Origin of the sequence: Streptomyces sp. NPDC007907, from assembly GCF_042959365.1 — a bacterium.
Classification (GTDB): domain Bacteria; phylum Actinomycetota; class Actinomycetes; order Streptomycetales; family Streptomycetaceae; genus Streptomyces; species Streptomyces indiaensis.
On record NZ_JBIBKR010000008.1, the window covers coordinates 283374 to 298970 of the forward strand.

Annotated in this window: 15 protein-coding genes; 9 read left to right on the plus strand and 6 right to left on the minus strand. The window is 73.0% G+C overall.

Annotated features, from left to right (window positions below; all coding sequences use genetic code 11):
- Nucleotides 1-24: 24 nt before the first annotated feature.
- On the plus strand, nt 25-882 hold the full coding sequence (locus tag ACFZDI_RS30820; protein WP_234846463.1) for a PPK2 family polyphosphate kinase: 858 nt from the start codon (nt 25-27) through the stop codon (nt 880-882).
- Between the two features lie 10 nt (nt 883-892).
- Here ACFZDI_RS30820 and ACFZDI_RS30825 read toward each other — a convergent pair whose 3' ends face one another.
- Together ACFZDI_RS30825 and ACFZDI_RS30830 are read right to left on the minus strand one after the other, a co-directional pair.
- Nucleotides 893-1378, minus strand: a complete 486-nt coding sequence (locus tag ACFZDI_RS30825) for an SRPBCC domain-containing protein (protein ID WP_391254958.1) — start codon at nt 1376-1378, stop codon at nt 893-895.
- Complete coding sequence (locus ACFZDI_RS30830; protein WP_234846465.1) at nt 1375-1749, minus strand: helix-turn-helix transcriptional regulator; 375 nt, start codon at nt 1747-1749, stop codon at nt 1375-1377. Before ACFZDI_RS30830 ends, ACFZDI_RS30825 begins: the two co-directional genes overlap by 4 nt.
- An 85-nt stretch (nt 1750-1834) precedes the next feature.
- Here ACFZDI_RS30830 and ACFZDI_RS30835 point away from each other — a divergent pair, with 85 nt between their 5' ends.
- From ACFZDI_RS30835 to ACFZDI_RS30850, 4 genes are all read left to right on the plus strand, one after another.
- Nucleotides 1835-3352 (plus strand): FAD-dependent oxidoreductase, encoded by a 1518-nt coding sequence (locus ACFZDI_RS30835; RefSeq protein ID WP_391254961.1) that lies wholly within the window; start codon nt 1835-1837, stop codon nt 3350-3352.
- A gap of 31 nt (nt 3353-3383) precedes the next feature.
- Nucleotides 3384-3563, plus strand: coding sequence for a hypothetical protein (locus ACFZDI_RS30840; protein WP_086559173.1), 180 nt, complete (start codon nt 3384-3386; stop codon nt 3561-3563).
- 130 nt (nt 3564-3693) lie between these two features.
- On the plus strand, nt 3694-4419 hold the full coding sequence (locus ACFZDI_RS30845; protein WP_391254964.1) for a peptidyl-tRNA hydrolase: 726 nt from the start codon (nt 3694-3696) through the stop codon (nt 4417-4419).
- A gap of 106 nt (nt 4420-4525) precedes the next feature.
- Nucleotides 4526-4987 (plus strand): hypothetical protein, encoded by a 462-nt coding sequence (locus ACFZDI_RS30850; RefSeq protein WP_361109993.1) that lies wholly within the window; start codon nt 4526-4528, stop codon nt 4985-4987.
- An 8-nt stretch (nt 4988-4995) separates the two neighbouring features.
- On the opposite strand, the gene ACFZDI_RS30855 is transcribed toward ACFZDI_RS30850, so the two are convergent.
- Entirely contained in the window at nt 4996-5568 is a 573-nt protein-coding gene (locus ACFZDI_RS30855; RefSeq protein WP_391254967.1) for an ion channel, read from the minus strand.
- 182 nt (nt 5569-5750) lie between these two features.
- Between ACFZDI_RS30855 and ACFZDI_RS30860 the strand changes: the two genes are divergently transcribed.
- A complete protein-coding gene (locus ACFZDI_RS30860; RefSeq protein WP_391254969.1) occupies nt 5751-7109 on the plus strand; it encodes a DUF692 family multinuclear iron-containing protein in 1359 nt (452 codons plus the stop codon).
- Between the two features lie 31 nt (nt 7110-7140).
- Here the strand turns inward: ACFZDI_RS30860 and ACFZDI_RS30865 are convergent, their stop codons facing one another.
- The 3 genes from ACFZDI_RS30865 to ACFZDI_RS30875 are packed head-to-tail and all read right to left on the minus strand — an operon-like array spanning nt 7141 to nt 11740.
- Nucleotides 7141-8664, minus strand: a complete 1524-nt coding sequence (locus ACFZDI_RS30865; RefSeq protein WP_391254972.1) for an amino acid permease — start codon at nt 8662-8664, stop codon at nt 7141-7143.
- Complete coding sequence (locus ACFZDI_RS30870; RefSeq protein ID WP_391254974.1) at nt 8661-10217, minus strand: GMC oxidoreductase; 1557 nt, start codon at nt 10215-10217, stop codon at nt 8661-8663. Before ACFZDI_RS30870 ends, ACFZDI_RS30865 begins: the two co-directional genes overlap by 4 nt.
- Nucleotides 10218-10270: 53 nt before the next feature.
- Nucleotides 10271-11740, minus strand: coding sequence for an aldehyde dehydrogenase family protein (locus ACFZDI_RS30875; protein WP_391254977.1), 1470 nt, complete (start codon nt 11738-11740; stop codon nt 10271-10273).
- 384 nt (nt 11741-12124) lie between these two features.
- Here ACFZDI_RS30875 and ACFZDI_RS30880 point away from each other — a divergent pair, with 384 nt between their 5' ends.
- From ACFZDI_RS30880 to ACFZDI_RS30890, 3 genes are all read left to right on the plus strand, one after another.
- Entirely contained in the window at nt 12125-12907 is a 783-nt protein-coding gene (locus ACFZDI_RS30880) for a DUF4142 domain-containing protein (RefSeq protein ID WP_391254979.1), read from the plus strand.
- An 86-nt stretch (nt 12908-12993) separates the two neighbouring features.
- Nucleotides 12994-13764 carry a TIGR04222 domain-containing membrane protein gene (locus ACFZDI_RS30885; protein ID WP_361109982.1) on the plus strand — a complete coding sequence of 257 codons (771 nt, stop codon included), beginning with the start codon at nt 12994-12996 and terminating at the stop codon, nt 13762-13764.
- Between the two features lie 113 nt (nt 13765-13877).
- A complete protein-coding gene (locus ACFZDI_RS30890) occupies nt 13878-15596 on the plus strand; it encodes an alpha/beta fold hydrolase (protein WP_391254981.1) in 1719 nt (572 codons plus the stop codon).
- The last annotated feature ends 1 nt before the right edge of the window (nt 15597 follow it).

Consider the following 15597-nt stretch of genomic DNA (forward strand, 5'->3'; position numbering starts at 1 on the left):
GCACCAGACCGCGAAGGGGGCCCGGTGACACACAAGGACAGCACCTCGTTGCGGGAGCGGCTGCGCCTGCCCCCGGGCCTGCCGGTCGACCTGAGCCGGTACGACGCCGCCGCCACTCCGGGCGGGCCGCACGGCAAGGCGGCGGGCAAGGCGGCCACGGGCCGGATCGGTGAGCGGCTGGCCGTCCTCCAGGAACGGCTGTGGGCGGCGAGCACCGGGGGCGACCGGCGCCGTGTGCTGCTGGTTCTGCAGGGCATGGACACCAGCGGCAAGGGCGGCACGGTCAAGCACGTCATCGGCCTTCTCAACCCGTCCGGCTGCCGGATCACCGCGTTCACGGCACCCACGGACGAGGAGCGCGCGCACCCGTTCCTGTGGCGCGTGGAGCGGGCACTCCCGATCCCCGGCGAACTCGGCATCTTCGACCGCTCGCACTACGAGGACGTGCTGGTCGCCCGCGTCCGGGACCTCGCGCCCGCGCCCGAGATCGCCCGGCGCTACGAGCAGATCAAACGCTTCGAGCGGTCCCTCACCGACGACGGCGTGACCCTGGTCAAGTGCTTCCTGCACCTCTCCTACGAGGAGCAGCGCCGCCGGCTGCTCAAGCGCCTCGACAAGCCGGAGAAGCGCTGGAAGTTCGCCGCTTCCGACATCGACGACCGTGCCCTGTGGCCCGCGTTCCAGGAGGCGTACGGGATCGCCCTGGAGCGCTGCGGCACCCCGAACGCGCCCTGGTACCTGATCCCGGCGGACCACAAGTGGTACCGCAACTGGGCGGTCAGCACCCTGCTCCTGGAGCACTTCGAGGAGCTGGACCCGCGGTATCCGGAGGCGGACTTCGACGTGGCCGAGTGCCGCAGGCGGCTGCTGGAGCAGCCCTGACCCGACGGGTTCAGGCGGCGAGCAGGGCGTCGATCTGGCCGACCGCCTCCTTCAGACCCTCCTCCATGCCCATGGCGGCCATCTGCTCCATCTGCTCCCGGGAGTCGAACAGGGAGCGCATCTCCATCCGGGTGCCGCCGCCGTGCTCGCTGAGCCGCACCGTCACGGACATGGTCGGCATGTCGTCCTTGGGTTTGCCGTCGTCGTCGGCGAAGCCGTCGGTGAACTCCAGGGCCGTCGGCTCGCTGACGGAGGTGACGCGCCACCAGCCGCGGTGCCGGTCGCCCTCGGGGCCGGTCATGAAGTAGGTGACCTCTCCGCCGGGGCTGAGGTCGTGCTCCTCCACGGTCGCCGGGTAGGTCGGCGGGCCCCACCAGCGCTCCAGTTGCCGGGGGTCGGCCCACAGCCGCCACACCCGCTCGACCGGGGCGTCGAAGTCGGCGATCAGGGTGAGGGTGAGGGTGTCGAGGTCCTTGTCGACACTGGTGACACTCATCGCTCGGATCCTTCCGTCGGGTCGTTCTCTTCGCGTCCGGGGTCCTCGGCGAGCAGCCGGGCCATCCGGTCCACCCGCCCGCGCCACGCCGATGCGAGTGCGTCCAGGGCCCGGTGTGCGCGGCCCACCGCGTCGGGGTCGGTGCGCACGAGCTGCTCCCGTCCGCTGCGCTGCTTGGTGACGAGCCCCGCCCGCTCCAGCACCGCCACGTGCTTCTGCACCGCGGCGAAGCTCATCGGGTAGGCCTCGGCCAGCCGGGACACCGACAGCTCCGCGCGCACACAGCGGCGCACTATGTCCCGGCGCGTGGCGTCGGCCAGGGCGTGGAACAGCCGGTCGACCGTCTCGTCACTCGACTCATCTACAACCATTTGGTTGTACGTTAATCCGGTGCACTCCCGCTGTAAAGCGAAGCGCCCGACACTGAAGCCGGCGGACCGGGGTACTCGGCGCCGCATGAGCGAGAAGCAGCAGGTCAGCAGCTCGTACTGGCTCGAGACGACACCGGACGGCCGCCATCCGGCGCTCACCGGGGACCTGGACGTCGACGTGGCGGTGATCGGCGCCGGGATCGCCGGGCTGAGCACGGCGTGGGAGCTGACGCGGGCCGGGCGGAGCGTGGCCGTACTGGAGGCCGGACGGGTCGCGGCCGGCGTCACCGGACACACCACCGCCAAGGTCACCGCCCTGCACACGCTCGTCTACGACAAACTGCGGCGCACGCGCGGCCCCGAGGGCGCCCGGCTGTACGCGCGTTCCCAGTCGGAGGCGATCGGGCACGCGGCCCGGATCGCCGAGGAGCTGGGCGTCGACTGCGAGTGGGAGACGAGGAGCGCCTACACCTACGCGCGCGAGCAGGGCCGGGTGGCCGAACTGCGGGCCGAGGCGGAGGCCGCGGCCGAGGCCGGGCTGCCCGCCTCGTTCGTGACGGAGACCGGGCTGCCCTTCCCCGTGGCCGGTGCCGTCGAGGTCACCGGGCAGGCCCAGTTCCACCCGCGCAAGTACCTGCTGGCACTCGCCGCCGACCTCGTCGAACACGGCGGGCGGATCTTCGAGGACACCACCGTCCTCGGCCTGGACGAGGGCGAACCGTGCAGGCTGTCCACCGCGACCGGGGCGACGGTCAGGGCCCGGGACGTCGTCGTCGCGACGCACTATCCGATCTTCGACCGGGCCCTGCTGTTCGCCCGCCTGTCCACGCGCCGCGAGCTGGTCGTCGCCGGGACGATCCCCGCGGACCAGGACCCGGACGGCATGTTCATCACACCCGACGAGGACACCCGCTCGGTACGCACCGCGCCCCACGGGGACGGCCGGCGGCTGCTCATCGTCACCGGTGAGCACTTCACACCCGGCACGAGCGACGCGCGGGCACGCTTCGAACGCCTCACCGCCTGGGCCACCGGCCACTTCCCGGACCTGGAGCTCACCCACCGCTGGGCGACCCAGGACACCGAGCCCACCGACACGGTGCCGATGGTCGGCCCCCTGCACCCGGGCGCCCGGCACACGTACGTGGCCACCGGCTTCGGCGGCTGGGGCATGACCGGGGGCATCATGGCGGGCCGGCTGCTGAGCGCGCAGATCCTGGGCGAGGAGTGCGAGTGGAGCGCGCTGTACGACCCGCGCCGGGTCAAGCCCCAGCTCCGTGAGGCGCCGACGTTCCTCAAGACGCAGGCCAAGGTCGCCGGGCACTTCGTGGGGGACCGGCTGCGGCCCGCGCCGCCGGTGGAGTCCCTGCCGCCCGGCGAGGGTGCCGTGGTCCGCGCGGACGGACACCGCCTGGCGGTGTACCGGGACGAGGACGGCGGGCTGCACGCCGTCTCCGCCCGCTGCACCCACCTGGGCTGCCTGGTCGACTTCAACGCCGCCGAGCGTGCCTGGGAGTGCCCCTGCCACGGCTCCCGCTTCGACACGGACGGCAAGGTGATCCAGGGCCCGGCGACCAAACCGCTGGAGCAGCGGGACCTCTGAATCCCCGCCCCCGGGGACCTACGCTGGACGTATGAGCGAGGACGACTACTGCCTGATCGACGCGACCAGGCCGCCCCGGGCGGAGGGGCCGCCGTACGCCGAGTGCGTGCTGTGCCGGGAGCCGACGGAGTACCCCGAGTCGTACAAGGGCATCACGCTCTGCCCCGTCTGCGAGTGGCAGGAGGCGCAGCGCACGGCCTGTTCCGGATGATCTGCGGGAGGCCGGCGCCGCGCAGCGCCCAGGGGCCCCGCAGTCCGTGGCGGCGGCGTGCGGTGCACGGGCACAGGTCGGGTGGCATCTGGTCGTCCTGCGCGATCTTGCGGCTGGCACACTGGGATGCGTGAGCGAGAATCCGACGCCCGAGAGCGAAGGCGGCAGTCCCTTCCGGTCCGAGCGCTCGGCGCGTGACGAGGCACCGCAGTTCGTGCTGCCGCTGGTCGTACGGATCGAGCGGACGGCCCCGCCGGCCCGCACCGACGCGCTGGAGACGGCCGCACGGGCCGTGCTGACGATCCTGGCCGACGAGCGGTCGGCCGGCGAGGGCGAGTGGGCGGAGGCGATGCGGGACTGGCAGGACGCCAGGATCCGCAAGGTGGTGCGGCGGGCGCGCGGCGCGGAGTGGCGGCGGGCCGAGGCGCTGCCCGGCATCACGGTCACCGGCAAGGCGGCCGAGGTGCGGGTCTTCCCGCCCGTCCCGCTGGACGGCTGGCCCAAGGACCTGGCCCGGCTCCAGGTCTCCGGCACCGACCTGGACGACCCGGAGCCACCGGCCGACGCGGACCTCTCGGTCCCGGTGCTGTGGCTCAACCCGGACCTCGGCATGTCGGCCGGCAAGGCGATGGCGCAGGCGGGCCACGCCGCCCAACTGGCCTGGTGGGAGCTGTCCGACGAGGAGCGGACCGCGTGGCGCGACGCGGGCTTCCCGCTCGCCGTACGGACGGCCGGCGCGGACCGCTGGTCCGAACTGACCGGCCTCGGGCTGCCGTTGGTCCGCGACGCGGGCTTCACGGAGATCGCGCCCGGCTCGTGCACGGTGGTCGCCGACCACCCGGCGCTGCGCCGCTGACCGTACGGGCCGGCCGCGCGGCGTCCACTCGTTCGGAGCAGCCGCAGGCGCGCCGGTCCCGGACGAGTGCTCCAGTGGGGTTACCACCAACACCCTGGAGGCAGCCATGTCCAGCGCCGCGCCCCCTCCCCCCGCCCCGCCCGCCCCCGACGACCGGACGCCCGGCGGCTCCGGTCCGGACGGCTCCGGCGACCCGTGGGCGGCCGGGGGTCTCGCTCTCGGCGGCATCCTGATGGTCGTCTACGGCCTCTTCGCGGTGCTCCAGGGCATCGCGGCGATCGCCGGCGACGAGGTGTACACGAGCTTCGGCCAGTACTCCTTCGAGTTCGACCTGACCGCGTGGGGCTGGATCCACGTGATCGTCGGTGTGCTCGTGGTGGCGGCCGGACTCGGGCTGTTCGCCGGGGCCACCTGGGCCCGGGTGGTGAGCGCGGTCGTGGTCGGCCTGGCCCTCATCGCGAACTTCCTGTGGCTGCCGTACCAGCCCTTCTGGTCGATCATCATGATCGTGACCGGTCTGTTCGTCCTCTGGTCCTTGTTCAACTACCGCTCCTCCCGCCCGCTGTAGAGCCCCGGTCAGGACGGCGGCGGGCGCCGTTCGCGCTCCGCGACCACCGTGTGCATCCGCCGTGACAGCGCGGTGGCCGCCGCCGTGAGGAAGACGAACGTGTAGACGATCTGGACGACGGTCACCAGGCGGGCCTCCTGCCCGCGCGGGGTGATGTCGCCGTAGCCGACGGTCGCGAGCGTGACGACGGTGAAGTAGAGCGCGTCGACGCGGGTGTGCAGGCCGGTGAACTGCCCCGGCTGCTGCGCCAGGGCGTAGTAGCCGGACGAGAAGACCAGCACGGCCAGGCACATCAGCAGGGTGATCATGATGCCCGACCGGGCCTGCGGTTTCTCCAGTACGACGTCGCGCACATGGCGCAGCAGCAGCGCGGCGACGAGCGCCAGGCACAGCACGAACAGCGGCCAGCCCAGCCAGGCGCGGTCGGCCCCCAGTCCCTCCAGGGGCAGCAGGAAGTAGGCCGTACCGCAGGCCAGGAGCAGGGCCCCGGCCCCGATCCGCAACCGGTGGACAGCGCTCGCCGTCGCCTTCGCCTCCCGGCTCCGCGCGGGGCGGTGGGGCTGCTCGCTGCCTTCGGGCATAGGTCCGGTGTACGCCGTGTCGGGGCGGAACGCGACCCTTGCGCCTCCGTCGGTGGGGCCGGCGCGCCGGATCCCCGAACCTCAAATGTAGCTCTGAAGGCGGGCCGTGCGCGGTTGGGCGGCGAGCGGCTGGGCCATACCCCCCTCACGTTCGAGGAACGGGCCGGGCGGAGGAGGGGACGATGGAGCGACTGGGGACGGGCATCGGATGGCGACCGGAGATCGCGGACGCCGTGGAGCGGATGCCGGGGATCGACTGGGTCGAAGCGGTGGCCGAGAACGTCTGCCCCGGGCACCTGCCCGACTCCCTGCGGCGGCTGCGCGAGCGCGGTGTCACCGTGGTGCCGCACGGCGTCTCGCTCGGCCTCGGCGGCGCGGACCGGCCCGACGCCGGACGGCTGACCGCGCTGGCCGAGCGCGCCGAGGCGCTGGGCTCCCCGCTGGTCACCGAGCACATCGCGTTCGTACGGGCGGGTGGGCCGCTGACCGCCTCCCCGCACCTGGAGGCGGGCCATCTGCTGCCCCTCCCGCGGACCCGGGACGCCCTGGACGTGCTGTGCGAGAACGTGCGCATCGCGCAGGACTCGCTTCCGGTGCCGCTGGCCGTGGAGAACATCGCCGCGCTGGTCTGCTGGCCGGGCGAGGAGATGACGGAGGGCCAGTTCCTCTACGAGCTCGCCGACCGTACGGGCGTCCGCCTGCTCATCGACGTGGCCAATCTGCACACCAACCACGTCAACCGCGGCGAGGATCCGTCCAAGGCCCTCGCCGAGCTGCCCCTGGAGGCCATCGCCTACGTCCATGTCGCCGGCGGCTTCGAACGCGACGGTGTCTGGCACGACAGCCACGCCCACCCCGTGCCCCCGCCGGTCCTGGACATCCTGACGGACCTCGCCTCCCGCGTCAGCCCGCCGGGTGTCCTGCTGGAACGGGACGAGAACTTCCCGCAACCGGCGGAGCTGGAGGGCGAGTTGACCGCGATCCGCCGGGCGCTGGAGGCAGGGGCGGTCGAACGCGTGAAGACGGAACTCCGCTCGGCCGCGGGCGCGGCTGGGGCGGGGCACGAGACCGGGGCGGCCGGGGCGACACGGGGCGCCTCCGGCCCGCCCCCACCGAAGGGGGACGGCGCCGCCCGGCAGCGGCTCGGGCTGGCGCAGGCCGCGCTGCTGTCGGCGCTGGTCGCGGGGACGCCGGTGCCCGAGGGGTTCGACCGGGTCCGGCTAGGGGTCCAGGCCCGGGCGCTCGCCGCGAAGCGGGCGGACGTCGTGGCGAAGGTCGCTCCCGAGTTGCCGGTGATCCTCGGGGACGGGTACCGCGCGGCGTTCCTCGGTTACGCCCAGACCCACCCGATGACCGCCGGATACCGGCGCGACGCCCTCAGCTTCGCCGAGTACCTGCTGGCCGACGGGCGCCCGGGGGAAGCACGGGCACGGCAGGAGCTGCGGCAGTGGTGGCGGGAGCGTTCGGGTCCGGCACCGCTCTCCCGACGGCCGGCCCACCGGCTCGCCCGCGCCACGCGCAGGGTGCTGTCCCGGCGTTGACGGGGGGGGTGAGGAGCCCGGGCCAGGCCCGTCACCCCTTCTCGTCCCACTCCCCCGGGGCTCCGGGACGAGGCCCCCCGGCCGTCGAAGCGGCCTTCTGCGGCACCGCGTCGCCCGCGGGGGCGTCGCCGCGGCCGTAGTGGTGCGTGGTGAACATGTAGAGCAGACCCGTCCCCAGCACCACGCCGCCGCACAGCAGGACGATCCAGTTCTCCCACCAGGACTTCTCCGGAGAGCGGGCCCAGCAGATGTTGATGATGGCGAGGATGCCGTAGACCAGCGCCGCGATGTTCACCGTGAGTCCCCAGCGGCCCAGGGTGAACTCCCCTGCCGGCCGCCAGCCCTTGAGCCGGGCGCGCAGTGCGGCGAGGACCACCATCTGGAACGAGCCGTAGATGCCGAGGATCGCGAACGAGACGATGTTGGTGAGGGCGTCCTCGGAGAGCAGTGAGGCGAAGGCGATGAGCAGCGGCACCGCCGCGGACACGAACAGCGCCCAGCTCGGCACCGCACGGGCGTGGACGAACCGCCGCAGCAGCCGGTGCCCGACGATCATCTCGTCACGGGCGTAGGAGTAGATGAGCCGCCCGGCCGCGGCCTGGAGGCTGATCGTGCAGGACAGGAAGGAGATCAGCACCACGGCCATCACCATCCGCGCCCCGGTCTCGCCCATGGCGTCGTACAGCACGTCCACCACCGGGTCGGTCTGCTCGCCGGAGATGATCGCGTCGAAGTCCGTGACCGACAGCAGCAGCGACATGCAGGTGAACGTGGCCGCCGAGCCGCCGATGTAGATGGTGCGGCGCATCGCGCGGGGGATGACCCGGCCCGGGTGGGCGACCTCCTCGGCGGTGTCGCCGCACGCCTCGAAGCCGTAGTACTGGTAGAGACCGATGATGCCGGCCGCCAGGAACGCCGGCAGGTAGGAGCCGTCTCCCTCGACGCCGTAGGTGTCGAAGATGACGCCGAGGCCGTGGTGACGGTGGGTGGCCAGCAGGTATACGCCGACGACGAGGGCGCCGATGAGCTCGCCGGCGAAACCGATGAGCGCCGCCGCCGACAGTGCCTTGGTGCCCATGTAGTTGATGAGGATGGCGACGACGATCAGCACGGCGGTGCACAGCACGGTGGTGTGCACGGTGGCTCTGAAGCCGAAGAGGATGGCGATGTAGGGGCCTGCGCCGTAGGCGACGGAGGTGATGGTCACCAGCAGCGCCCACATGTACACCCAGCCGGTCATCCACGCCCAGCGCTTGCCCCACAGCCGCCGGGCCCAGGGGTAGACACCGCCCGCGATCGGGTACTGGGCGACGATCTCGCCGAAGATCAGCGCGACGAGGAACTGGCCGCAGCCGGCCACCAGGAACGCCCAGATCATCGGCGGTCCGCCGTCGGCGATCGCGATGCCGAAGAGGGTGTAGGTGCCCACCACCGGGGAGAGGTAGGTGAACCCGAGGGCGAAGTTGGCCCAGGGTCCCATGTCCTTGCGGAACTCGGATCCCGGCTCCCCGGAGGGGGCGCCGGACGCCGGTGCGGGAGGCTGCGTACCGGTCACCGCTGCGCCCCCCGTCCCTCGGTGATCAGATCGGCGGCCCGTTCGGCGGCGAGCAGCACGGTCACCATCGGGTTGATGGTGGGCATGGTCGGGAACACCGACGCGTCGACGATCCGCGCCCCTTCGAAGCCGCGCAGTTTCAGCTCGGGGTCGCAGACGGCCAAGGGGTCGTCCGCGGCGCCCATCCGGCACGTGCCGGCCGGGTGGTACACGGTGTGGGCCACGCGGCGGCCGTACTCCGACAGATCGGCGTCGGAGACGACGTCCGGGCCGGGGGCGACCTCGCGGACGAGCCAGTCGCGCAGCGGGTCGGTCGCGGCGACCTCGCGCGCCACCTTCAGTCCGTCCACGATGGTGCGCTCGTCATGTCCCTCGGGGTCGGTGAAGTACCGGAAGTCCAGGGCGGGGTGCTCGGCGGGGTTGTTGCTGCGCAGCCACATGCGGCCGGTGGAGCGGGCCCGTGGCACGTTCGGCGTCATGCACACCCCGTGCCGCGGTACGGGGTAGCCCAGGCGTTCGGTGTTGACGGTGAACGGCACCTGGTAGAAGTGGAACATCAGGTCTGGGCGCGGCTGGCTCTTGTCGCGGCGCAGGAACAGACCGGCGTCGGAGTCCATCGCGGAGTTGGGCGGCAGCGGTCCCGCGGTCTCCCAGACGATCACCGACTCGGGGTGGTCAAGCAGGTTCTCCCCGACACCGGGCAGGTCGGCCCGGACCTCGATGCCCAGGGCGCGCAGGTCGTCGGCCGGGCCGATGCCGGAGAGCAGCAGCAGGCGCGGGGTGTCGATGGCGCCCGCGCACAGCAGGAGTTCGCGCTCGGCACGCACGGTGGCGGGTTCGCCGTCGGCGCCCCGGACGGCGACCCGGGTCAGCCGGCCCGACGCGTCGGGAATCACCCGGTGGGCCCAGGTCTCCAGCTTCAGGGTGAGGTTGGGCCGGTCGAGCACCGGGTGGAGGTAGGCGACGGACGCGGACTGGCGCAGGTTGCCTTCCGGCTGGTAGGCCAGTGAGAAGAACCCGGCGCCGTCGGGGAAGGGTTCGGCGTTGAAGTCCTCGACGACGGGGACGCCGAGGGCGCGGGACGCGGCGGTGACGAAGTCCTTGGCGATGGGATTGCGGTCCGCCTCGGCCACGGGCACGATCCGGGTGAGCAGCCGGTCGCGGTAGGGCAGGATCGTCGCCGGGTCCCAGCCGGAGCAGCCGTGGCGCACCCAGTCGTCGAGGTCCTGCGGCAGCGGCAGGAAGCTGATCAGGGTGTTGTGCGAGGAGCAGCCGCCGAGCACCCGGGCCCGGGAGTGCAGGATGTGCGAGTTGCCGCGCGGCTGCTCGACGGTGGTGTAGCCGTAGTCGAACTCCGAGCCGAGCAGGTTGATCCAGTTGCGCAGGCGCAGGATGCGCTCGTCGCCGACATCGCTGGGGCCGCCCTCGATGACGCAGACACGGCAGTCGGGGTCCTCGCTCAGCCGGGCGGCGAGCACACAGCCGGCGGTGCCGCCGCCGACGATGACGTAGTCGTAGGCGGACTCGGCGCCGTGCGCGGGGATGGTGGCCATGCGGTGCCTTTCTTCGGTGGCCGTCGTGAACGGGCGGACGGTGGTGTCGGTGGTCAGCCCTTGAACCAGCCGGAGGGGGCGGGGGCGAGGTTCTGGTAGATGTGCTTGGCCTCCTGGTACTCGCGCAGCCCCGTGGGGCCGAGCTCGCGTCCGACGCCGGAGCGGCCGAAGCCGCCCCACTCGGCCTGCGGTACATAGGGGTGGAAGTCGTTGATCCACACGGTGCCGTGACGCAACCGCTGGGCGACGCGCTGGGCGCGGCTCGCTTCGGAGGTCCACACGCCGCCGGCGAGGCCGTAGCGGGTGTCGTTGGCCAGTTCCACCGCCTCGTCCTCGGTGCGGAAGCGCTCGACGGTGACGACCGGGCCGAAGACCTCCTCCTGGACGATGCGCATGGACCGGTCGCAGTCGGCGAAGATCGTCGGCAGCAGGAAGAACCCGCGGCTGAGGGCCGGGTCGTCGGGGCGGGTGCCGCCGGTGACGAGCCGGGCACCCTCCTCCTTGCCGAGGGCGATGTAGCCCTCGACCTTCTCGCGGTGTTCGGCGGAGCTGAGCGGGCCGCTCTCGATGCCGTCCTCCATGCCGTTGCCGAGCCGGATCGCCCGGGCGCGCTCGGCGTAGGCCTCGACGAACCGGTCGTGCAGGGAGTCCTCGACGAGCAGGCGTGATCCGGCCGAGCAGACCTGCCCGGAGTGCAGGAAGGCGGCGTCCAGGGCGTAGTCGACGGCGGCGTCGAAGTCGGCGTCGGCGAAGACGATGTTGGGGTTCTTGCCGCCCAGTTCCAGGGCGATGTTCCGCGGCCCCTCGGCTGCGGCGGCGGCCATGATGGCCCGGCCGGTGTTCAGGCCGCCGGTGAAGGAGACCAGGTCGACGTCGGGGTGGCGGGTCAGGGCCGCGCCCACGGTCGCCCCCGAGCCGAGCACGAGGTTGGCCACCCCGGGCGGGGCGCCGGCCTCCTCGATGAGCCGGATCATCATGATGGTGGTGAGCGGGGTGGTCTCGCTGGGCTTGAGGACGAAGGTGTTGCCGGCGGCCAGCGCCGGGGCGACCTTCCAGGAGGCCTGGAGCAGCGGGTAGTTCCAGGGGGCGATGAGCGCGCACACGCCGACCGGCTGGTAGACGACGCGGCTGAGGACGTCCGGGGCGACGTCGACGACCCGGCCGCCGTCCTTGCCAGCGAGTTCGGCGTAGTAGCGGAAGGCGTTCGCCACGTCCTCCACGTCGATCCGGGCCTCGGCGAGCGTCTTGCCGGTGTCGAGCGTCTCGGTGCGGGCGATGTCCTCGCGGTCGCGCAGCAGCAGGTCGTGGACGCGCAGCAGGAGGTCGGCCCGGCGGCGGGTGGGGAGGTCGGCCCAGTCCTCCTCGGCGAAGGCGCGCCGGGCGGCGCGCACGGCGCGGTCGACGTCGGTGGCGTCGGCCTCGTCGACGGTGGTGACCAGCGAGGCGTCGTAGGGGTTGACCACGTCACGTCGGCCGCCGGCTGCCGCCTGCGTCCACTCGCCGTCGATGTACAGCTCACCCACCGCGGGCCTCCATTCGCGTCCGGCCGGAGCCCGATCGGCTCGACGCTCAGCAACATGGCCCATCGGGCGTGCGGCGGCCACGGGACGCACCGCCGCGACGGCGTCCGGACGGCCCTAAGGACCCGGCTGGGCTAGTCGCACCGGCCCGGGCGTGCGCTCCGGAGTGTGCCGCGACTAACAGGCGGCACACACGCGAAAAAGCGTCCGGAGGATTCGCCCCGGTTCGCACCGACATGACACTCGTCTCATGTCCCACATTCGTCCCCGACCACCCCCGAAACAACCATTCATCCCCGTACGGCAGCTGACGTAGACCCAGAAGTAACATGTCACCTCCGCATCCGTAGCGCACTAGCGTGCGGTGCCGTACCAGGAGGCACCACCATGCGACCGCGACCCCCCGTCAAGGGCCGAGGCATCTTCAGCGGCACCGGGCTCATCGTCACGTGCCTGACGGCGACGCTCGCCGCGCTGGTCTTCCCGATCTGGTCGTACTGGGACCGGCCGGGGACGACCCCGAACGTGCTGAGCGCCCAGACCCTGCAGACGCGCTACGGCCCGCTGTCCGCGCTCGACCAGGACTTCCTCACGAAGGTCCGGCTGGCCGGGCTGTGGGAGCTGCCCGCGGGGCGGCAGGCGCAGGCGAAGGGGACCACACCCGCCGTCCGGACGGCGGGCCGGCATCTCGTCGAGGGGCACCGGTTCCTGGACGAGCGAGTCCGTGGCGTCGCCGCCCGGCTGGACCTCGCCCTGCCCGACGAGCCCAACGCGCAGCAGAAGCAGTGGCTGGACCGGCTCGACCGGGCGCGGGGCGCGGAGTACGACCGCGAGTTCGCCACCGTCCTGCGGGTGGCCCACGGCACGGTGTTCCCGGTCGTCGCCCAGGTCCGTGCGAGCACCCGCAACTCCCTGGTGCGCGAACTCGCAGACGACGCCAACACGACCGTCCTCGATCACATCAAAGTCCTGGAGGCCACGGGTCAGGTCGACTTCGACGCCGTGGCCCGCGACCTGACCGCGGGCGGCACTCCCCCCGCGACCGCCCCGGGACTCGCCGTCCCACCCTCGTCGCCGTCCGCGTCACCGTCCGGGTCGCCGTCCACCCCGTCGCCGTCCTCGTCGGACTACATGCTCCCGCCGCCCGCCTACAGGCCGCCCCCGGAGTGAAACGGAACGTCACATACCGACAACACTCCGTCCGGATCGTGAACAGGGCATGGTGTTCTCGGGACCGTGTCACATACAAACAACATATGCTCTGGGTTCTTCTCCTGCTGGCGGCCTGGGCCGTGGCCGGCACGGCGTGCACGCGTCTGTGCCTGGCCGCCGTCCGCGCCGCAGCCGTGGCCGCGGAGACCGGCCGGGGTCGTGAACTCACGCTGTACGAGGCGGCGTTCCTCTCCGGCGGCCCCCGCCGGGTCGCCGACGTGACGCTGGTCGCCATGGCCCGTCAGCGTCGGCTGCTGCTCGCCCACACCGGCTGGGCGACGGTCGTCGACCCGCGCGGGCGGGACGACATGGAGCGGTCGGTGATAGGGGCCATCGGCCCCGAGGGGCAGTCCCGGATCGCGCCGGTACGGTCCACGGCCGCCACGGCGGACGCGGTGCGCGGGATCGCCGAGGGGCTGGTGCGCGCCGGCCTCGCCGTACCGGACAGCGCCCGCACGACGGTCGCGGCGGCCGTGCGGCAGGTCCGTGTCGCCGCCGTCGCCGTCCTCGGACTGGGCGTGGCCGCCCTGCTGACGCCCACTGCGCCGGACATGCCGCGGCACCTGGTCGCCCTGTGGTTCGCGCTGCCGCTCACCCTGGCCCTGAGCTGCCTGGCCGTCGCGCGGATCGAGATCCACCCCTACTCGCGCTGGGCCTCCCCGGCCGGCCGGCAGCTGCTCGGTGCGCTGACCCGCAGCGCGGACGACACCGCCGACGACCGCACGTTCCTCACCTCGGTGGCCGTGCGCGGCGTCGGCGCGATCGGCGAACCGGATCTGCGCGCCGCGTTCGCGCACCGCGAGGCACACGACTGACCGACCGGGGGCGCTCGGAGGTACGGGCCCCGACACCGGTCGCCGGTGCTTGCCTTCCCCCCGGCCCGGACGAAACATCCCTTGCGTCGCCACCGTGCACCGAAGGGATACGCATGAGAGCCGCCCTCCTCTACTCGGCCGCCGGGTCCTTGCTGCTGAGCACCCTCGCCGGGGCCCCGGACACCACGGACCCGACGGGAGCGGCGGAGCGGCGCGGCACGGCCGTGGCGGCCGCCCGGGCGAAGGCGGCCGGCGTCGACTTCGGCCCCTGCCCCGACGCGCAGGACCTGCCCGGCAGCATGAGGTGCGGCACGGTGCGCGTCCCCCTGGACTACGCCCGCCCGGACGGCGAGCAGATCGAACTCTCCGTCAGCAGGGCCCGGGCCACGCGGAAGGACCCGAGGGGCGGCGGCCACCAGGTCCTCCGGCAGGGCGCCCTCGTCCACAACCCGGGCGGCCCGGGTGCCACCGGCCTGTACTTCCCGCTCATCGGCCTGCTGCCCGAGTGGAAGCGCATCGCGGCGGCGTACGACCTCGTCGGCTACGCGCCGCGCGGCGTCGGCCGTTCGGCGCCGCTGTCCTGCACGGACCCGAAGCAGTTCTTCACGGGGCCCTCGCAGGCACCTGCCCGGCCCTCCATGTCGTACAAGAGGGAACGCATCGCGGGGGCGAAGGCGTACGCGCGTGGCTGCGCCGAGCGGGCCGGTGACGTGCTGCGGCACTACCACTCCCTCAACAACGCCCGCGACCTCGACGTCCTGCGCGCCGCGCTCGGCGAGGAGCGGCTGACCTTCATGGGTTCGTCGTACGGAACGTACTTCGGCGCCCTGTACGCGACCCTGTTCCCGGCGCATGTGCGGCGGATGGTGTTCGACTCGGCCGTCCACCCCGGCCCCGGCCGCATCGGGTACCGCAACCACCTCGCCCGGTCGGCGGCGTTCGAGCGGCGCTGGGCGGACTTCCGGGCCTGGATCGCCCGCCACGACGACGTGTACGGGCTGGGCACCACCGCGCGCGAGGTGCTGCGCGGCTATGAGCGGGCGAGCGCGCGACTGGCCGCCGAACCGGCGGGCGGGAAGGTCGGGCCGGGCCAGTTGCAGGAGGCGTTGCTGCAGGCCGCCTCCTACGACGACCTGTGGCCGCACCGCGCGCACGCGCTGTCGGCGTACCTGAAGGGCGACCCGGAGCCCCTCATCGAGCAGGCGGAGCAGCATCCGGAGGCGGCGGCGGAGGCGGAGAACTCACGCGCGGTGTACCTGGCCGTCGAGTGCAACGACGCCCCCTGGCCCACGGACTGGGCGGTGTGGGACCGGGACAACACCCGGCTCGCACGGGTGGCACCCTTCGCGACCTGGGACAACGTGTGGACGAACTTGCCGTGCGCCTTCTGGCCGGTGCCCCGGCAGCGGCCGCTCGACGTCGGCACCGGGCCGGGCGAGCTGCCGCCGACGCTGATCCTGGCCGCCGAGCGGGACGCCGTCACCCCGTACGACGGCGCCCTCGCACTCCACGGCCGTCTCGCGGGCTCGGTCCTGGTGACGGAGCGGGACGCCGGCACCCACGGGCTGGCGGGCGGCCCGAACGCCTGCGTCAACGGACATGTGGAGGCGTATCTGCTGGAGGGGCGGCTGCCGGGACGGCGCGCGGGGTGCGCCCCCCACGCCGAGCCGAAACCCTCGGCACCGCAGGCCGGCCCGAAACTCTCGCCCCCGCACCCCGAGCCGAAACCCTCGGTCCCGCACGCCGAGCCGAAACCCTCGGTCCCGCACGCCGAGCCGGAACCGACGGCCCCGGGCCGTGCCGGGGCCGCGGCTCACGGGAGCGTCCGCTGAA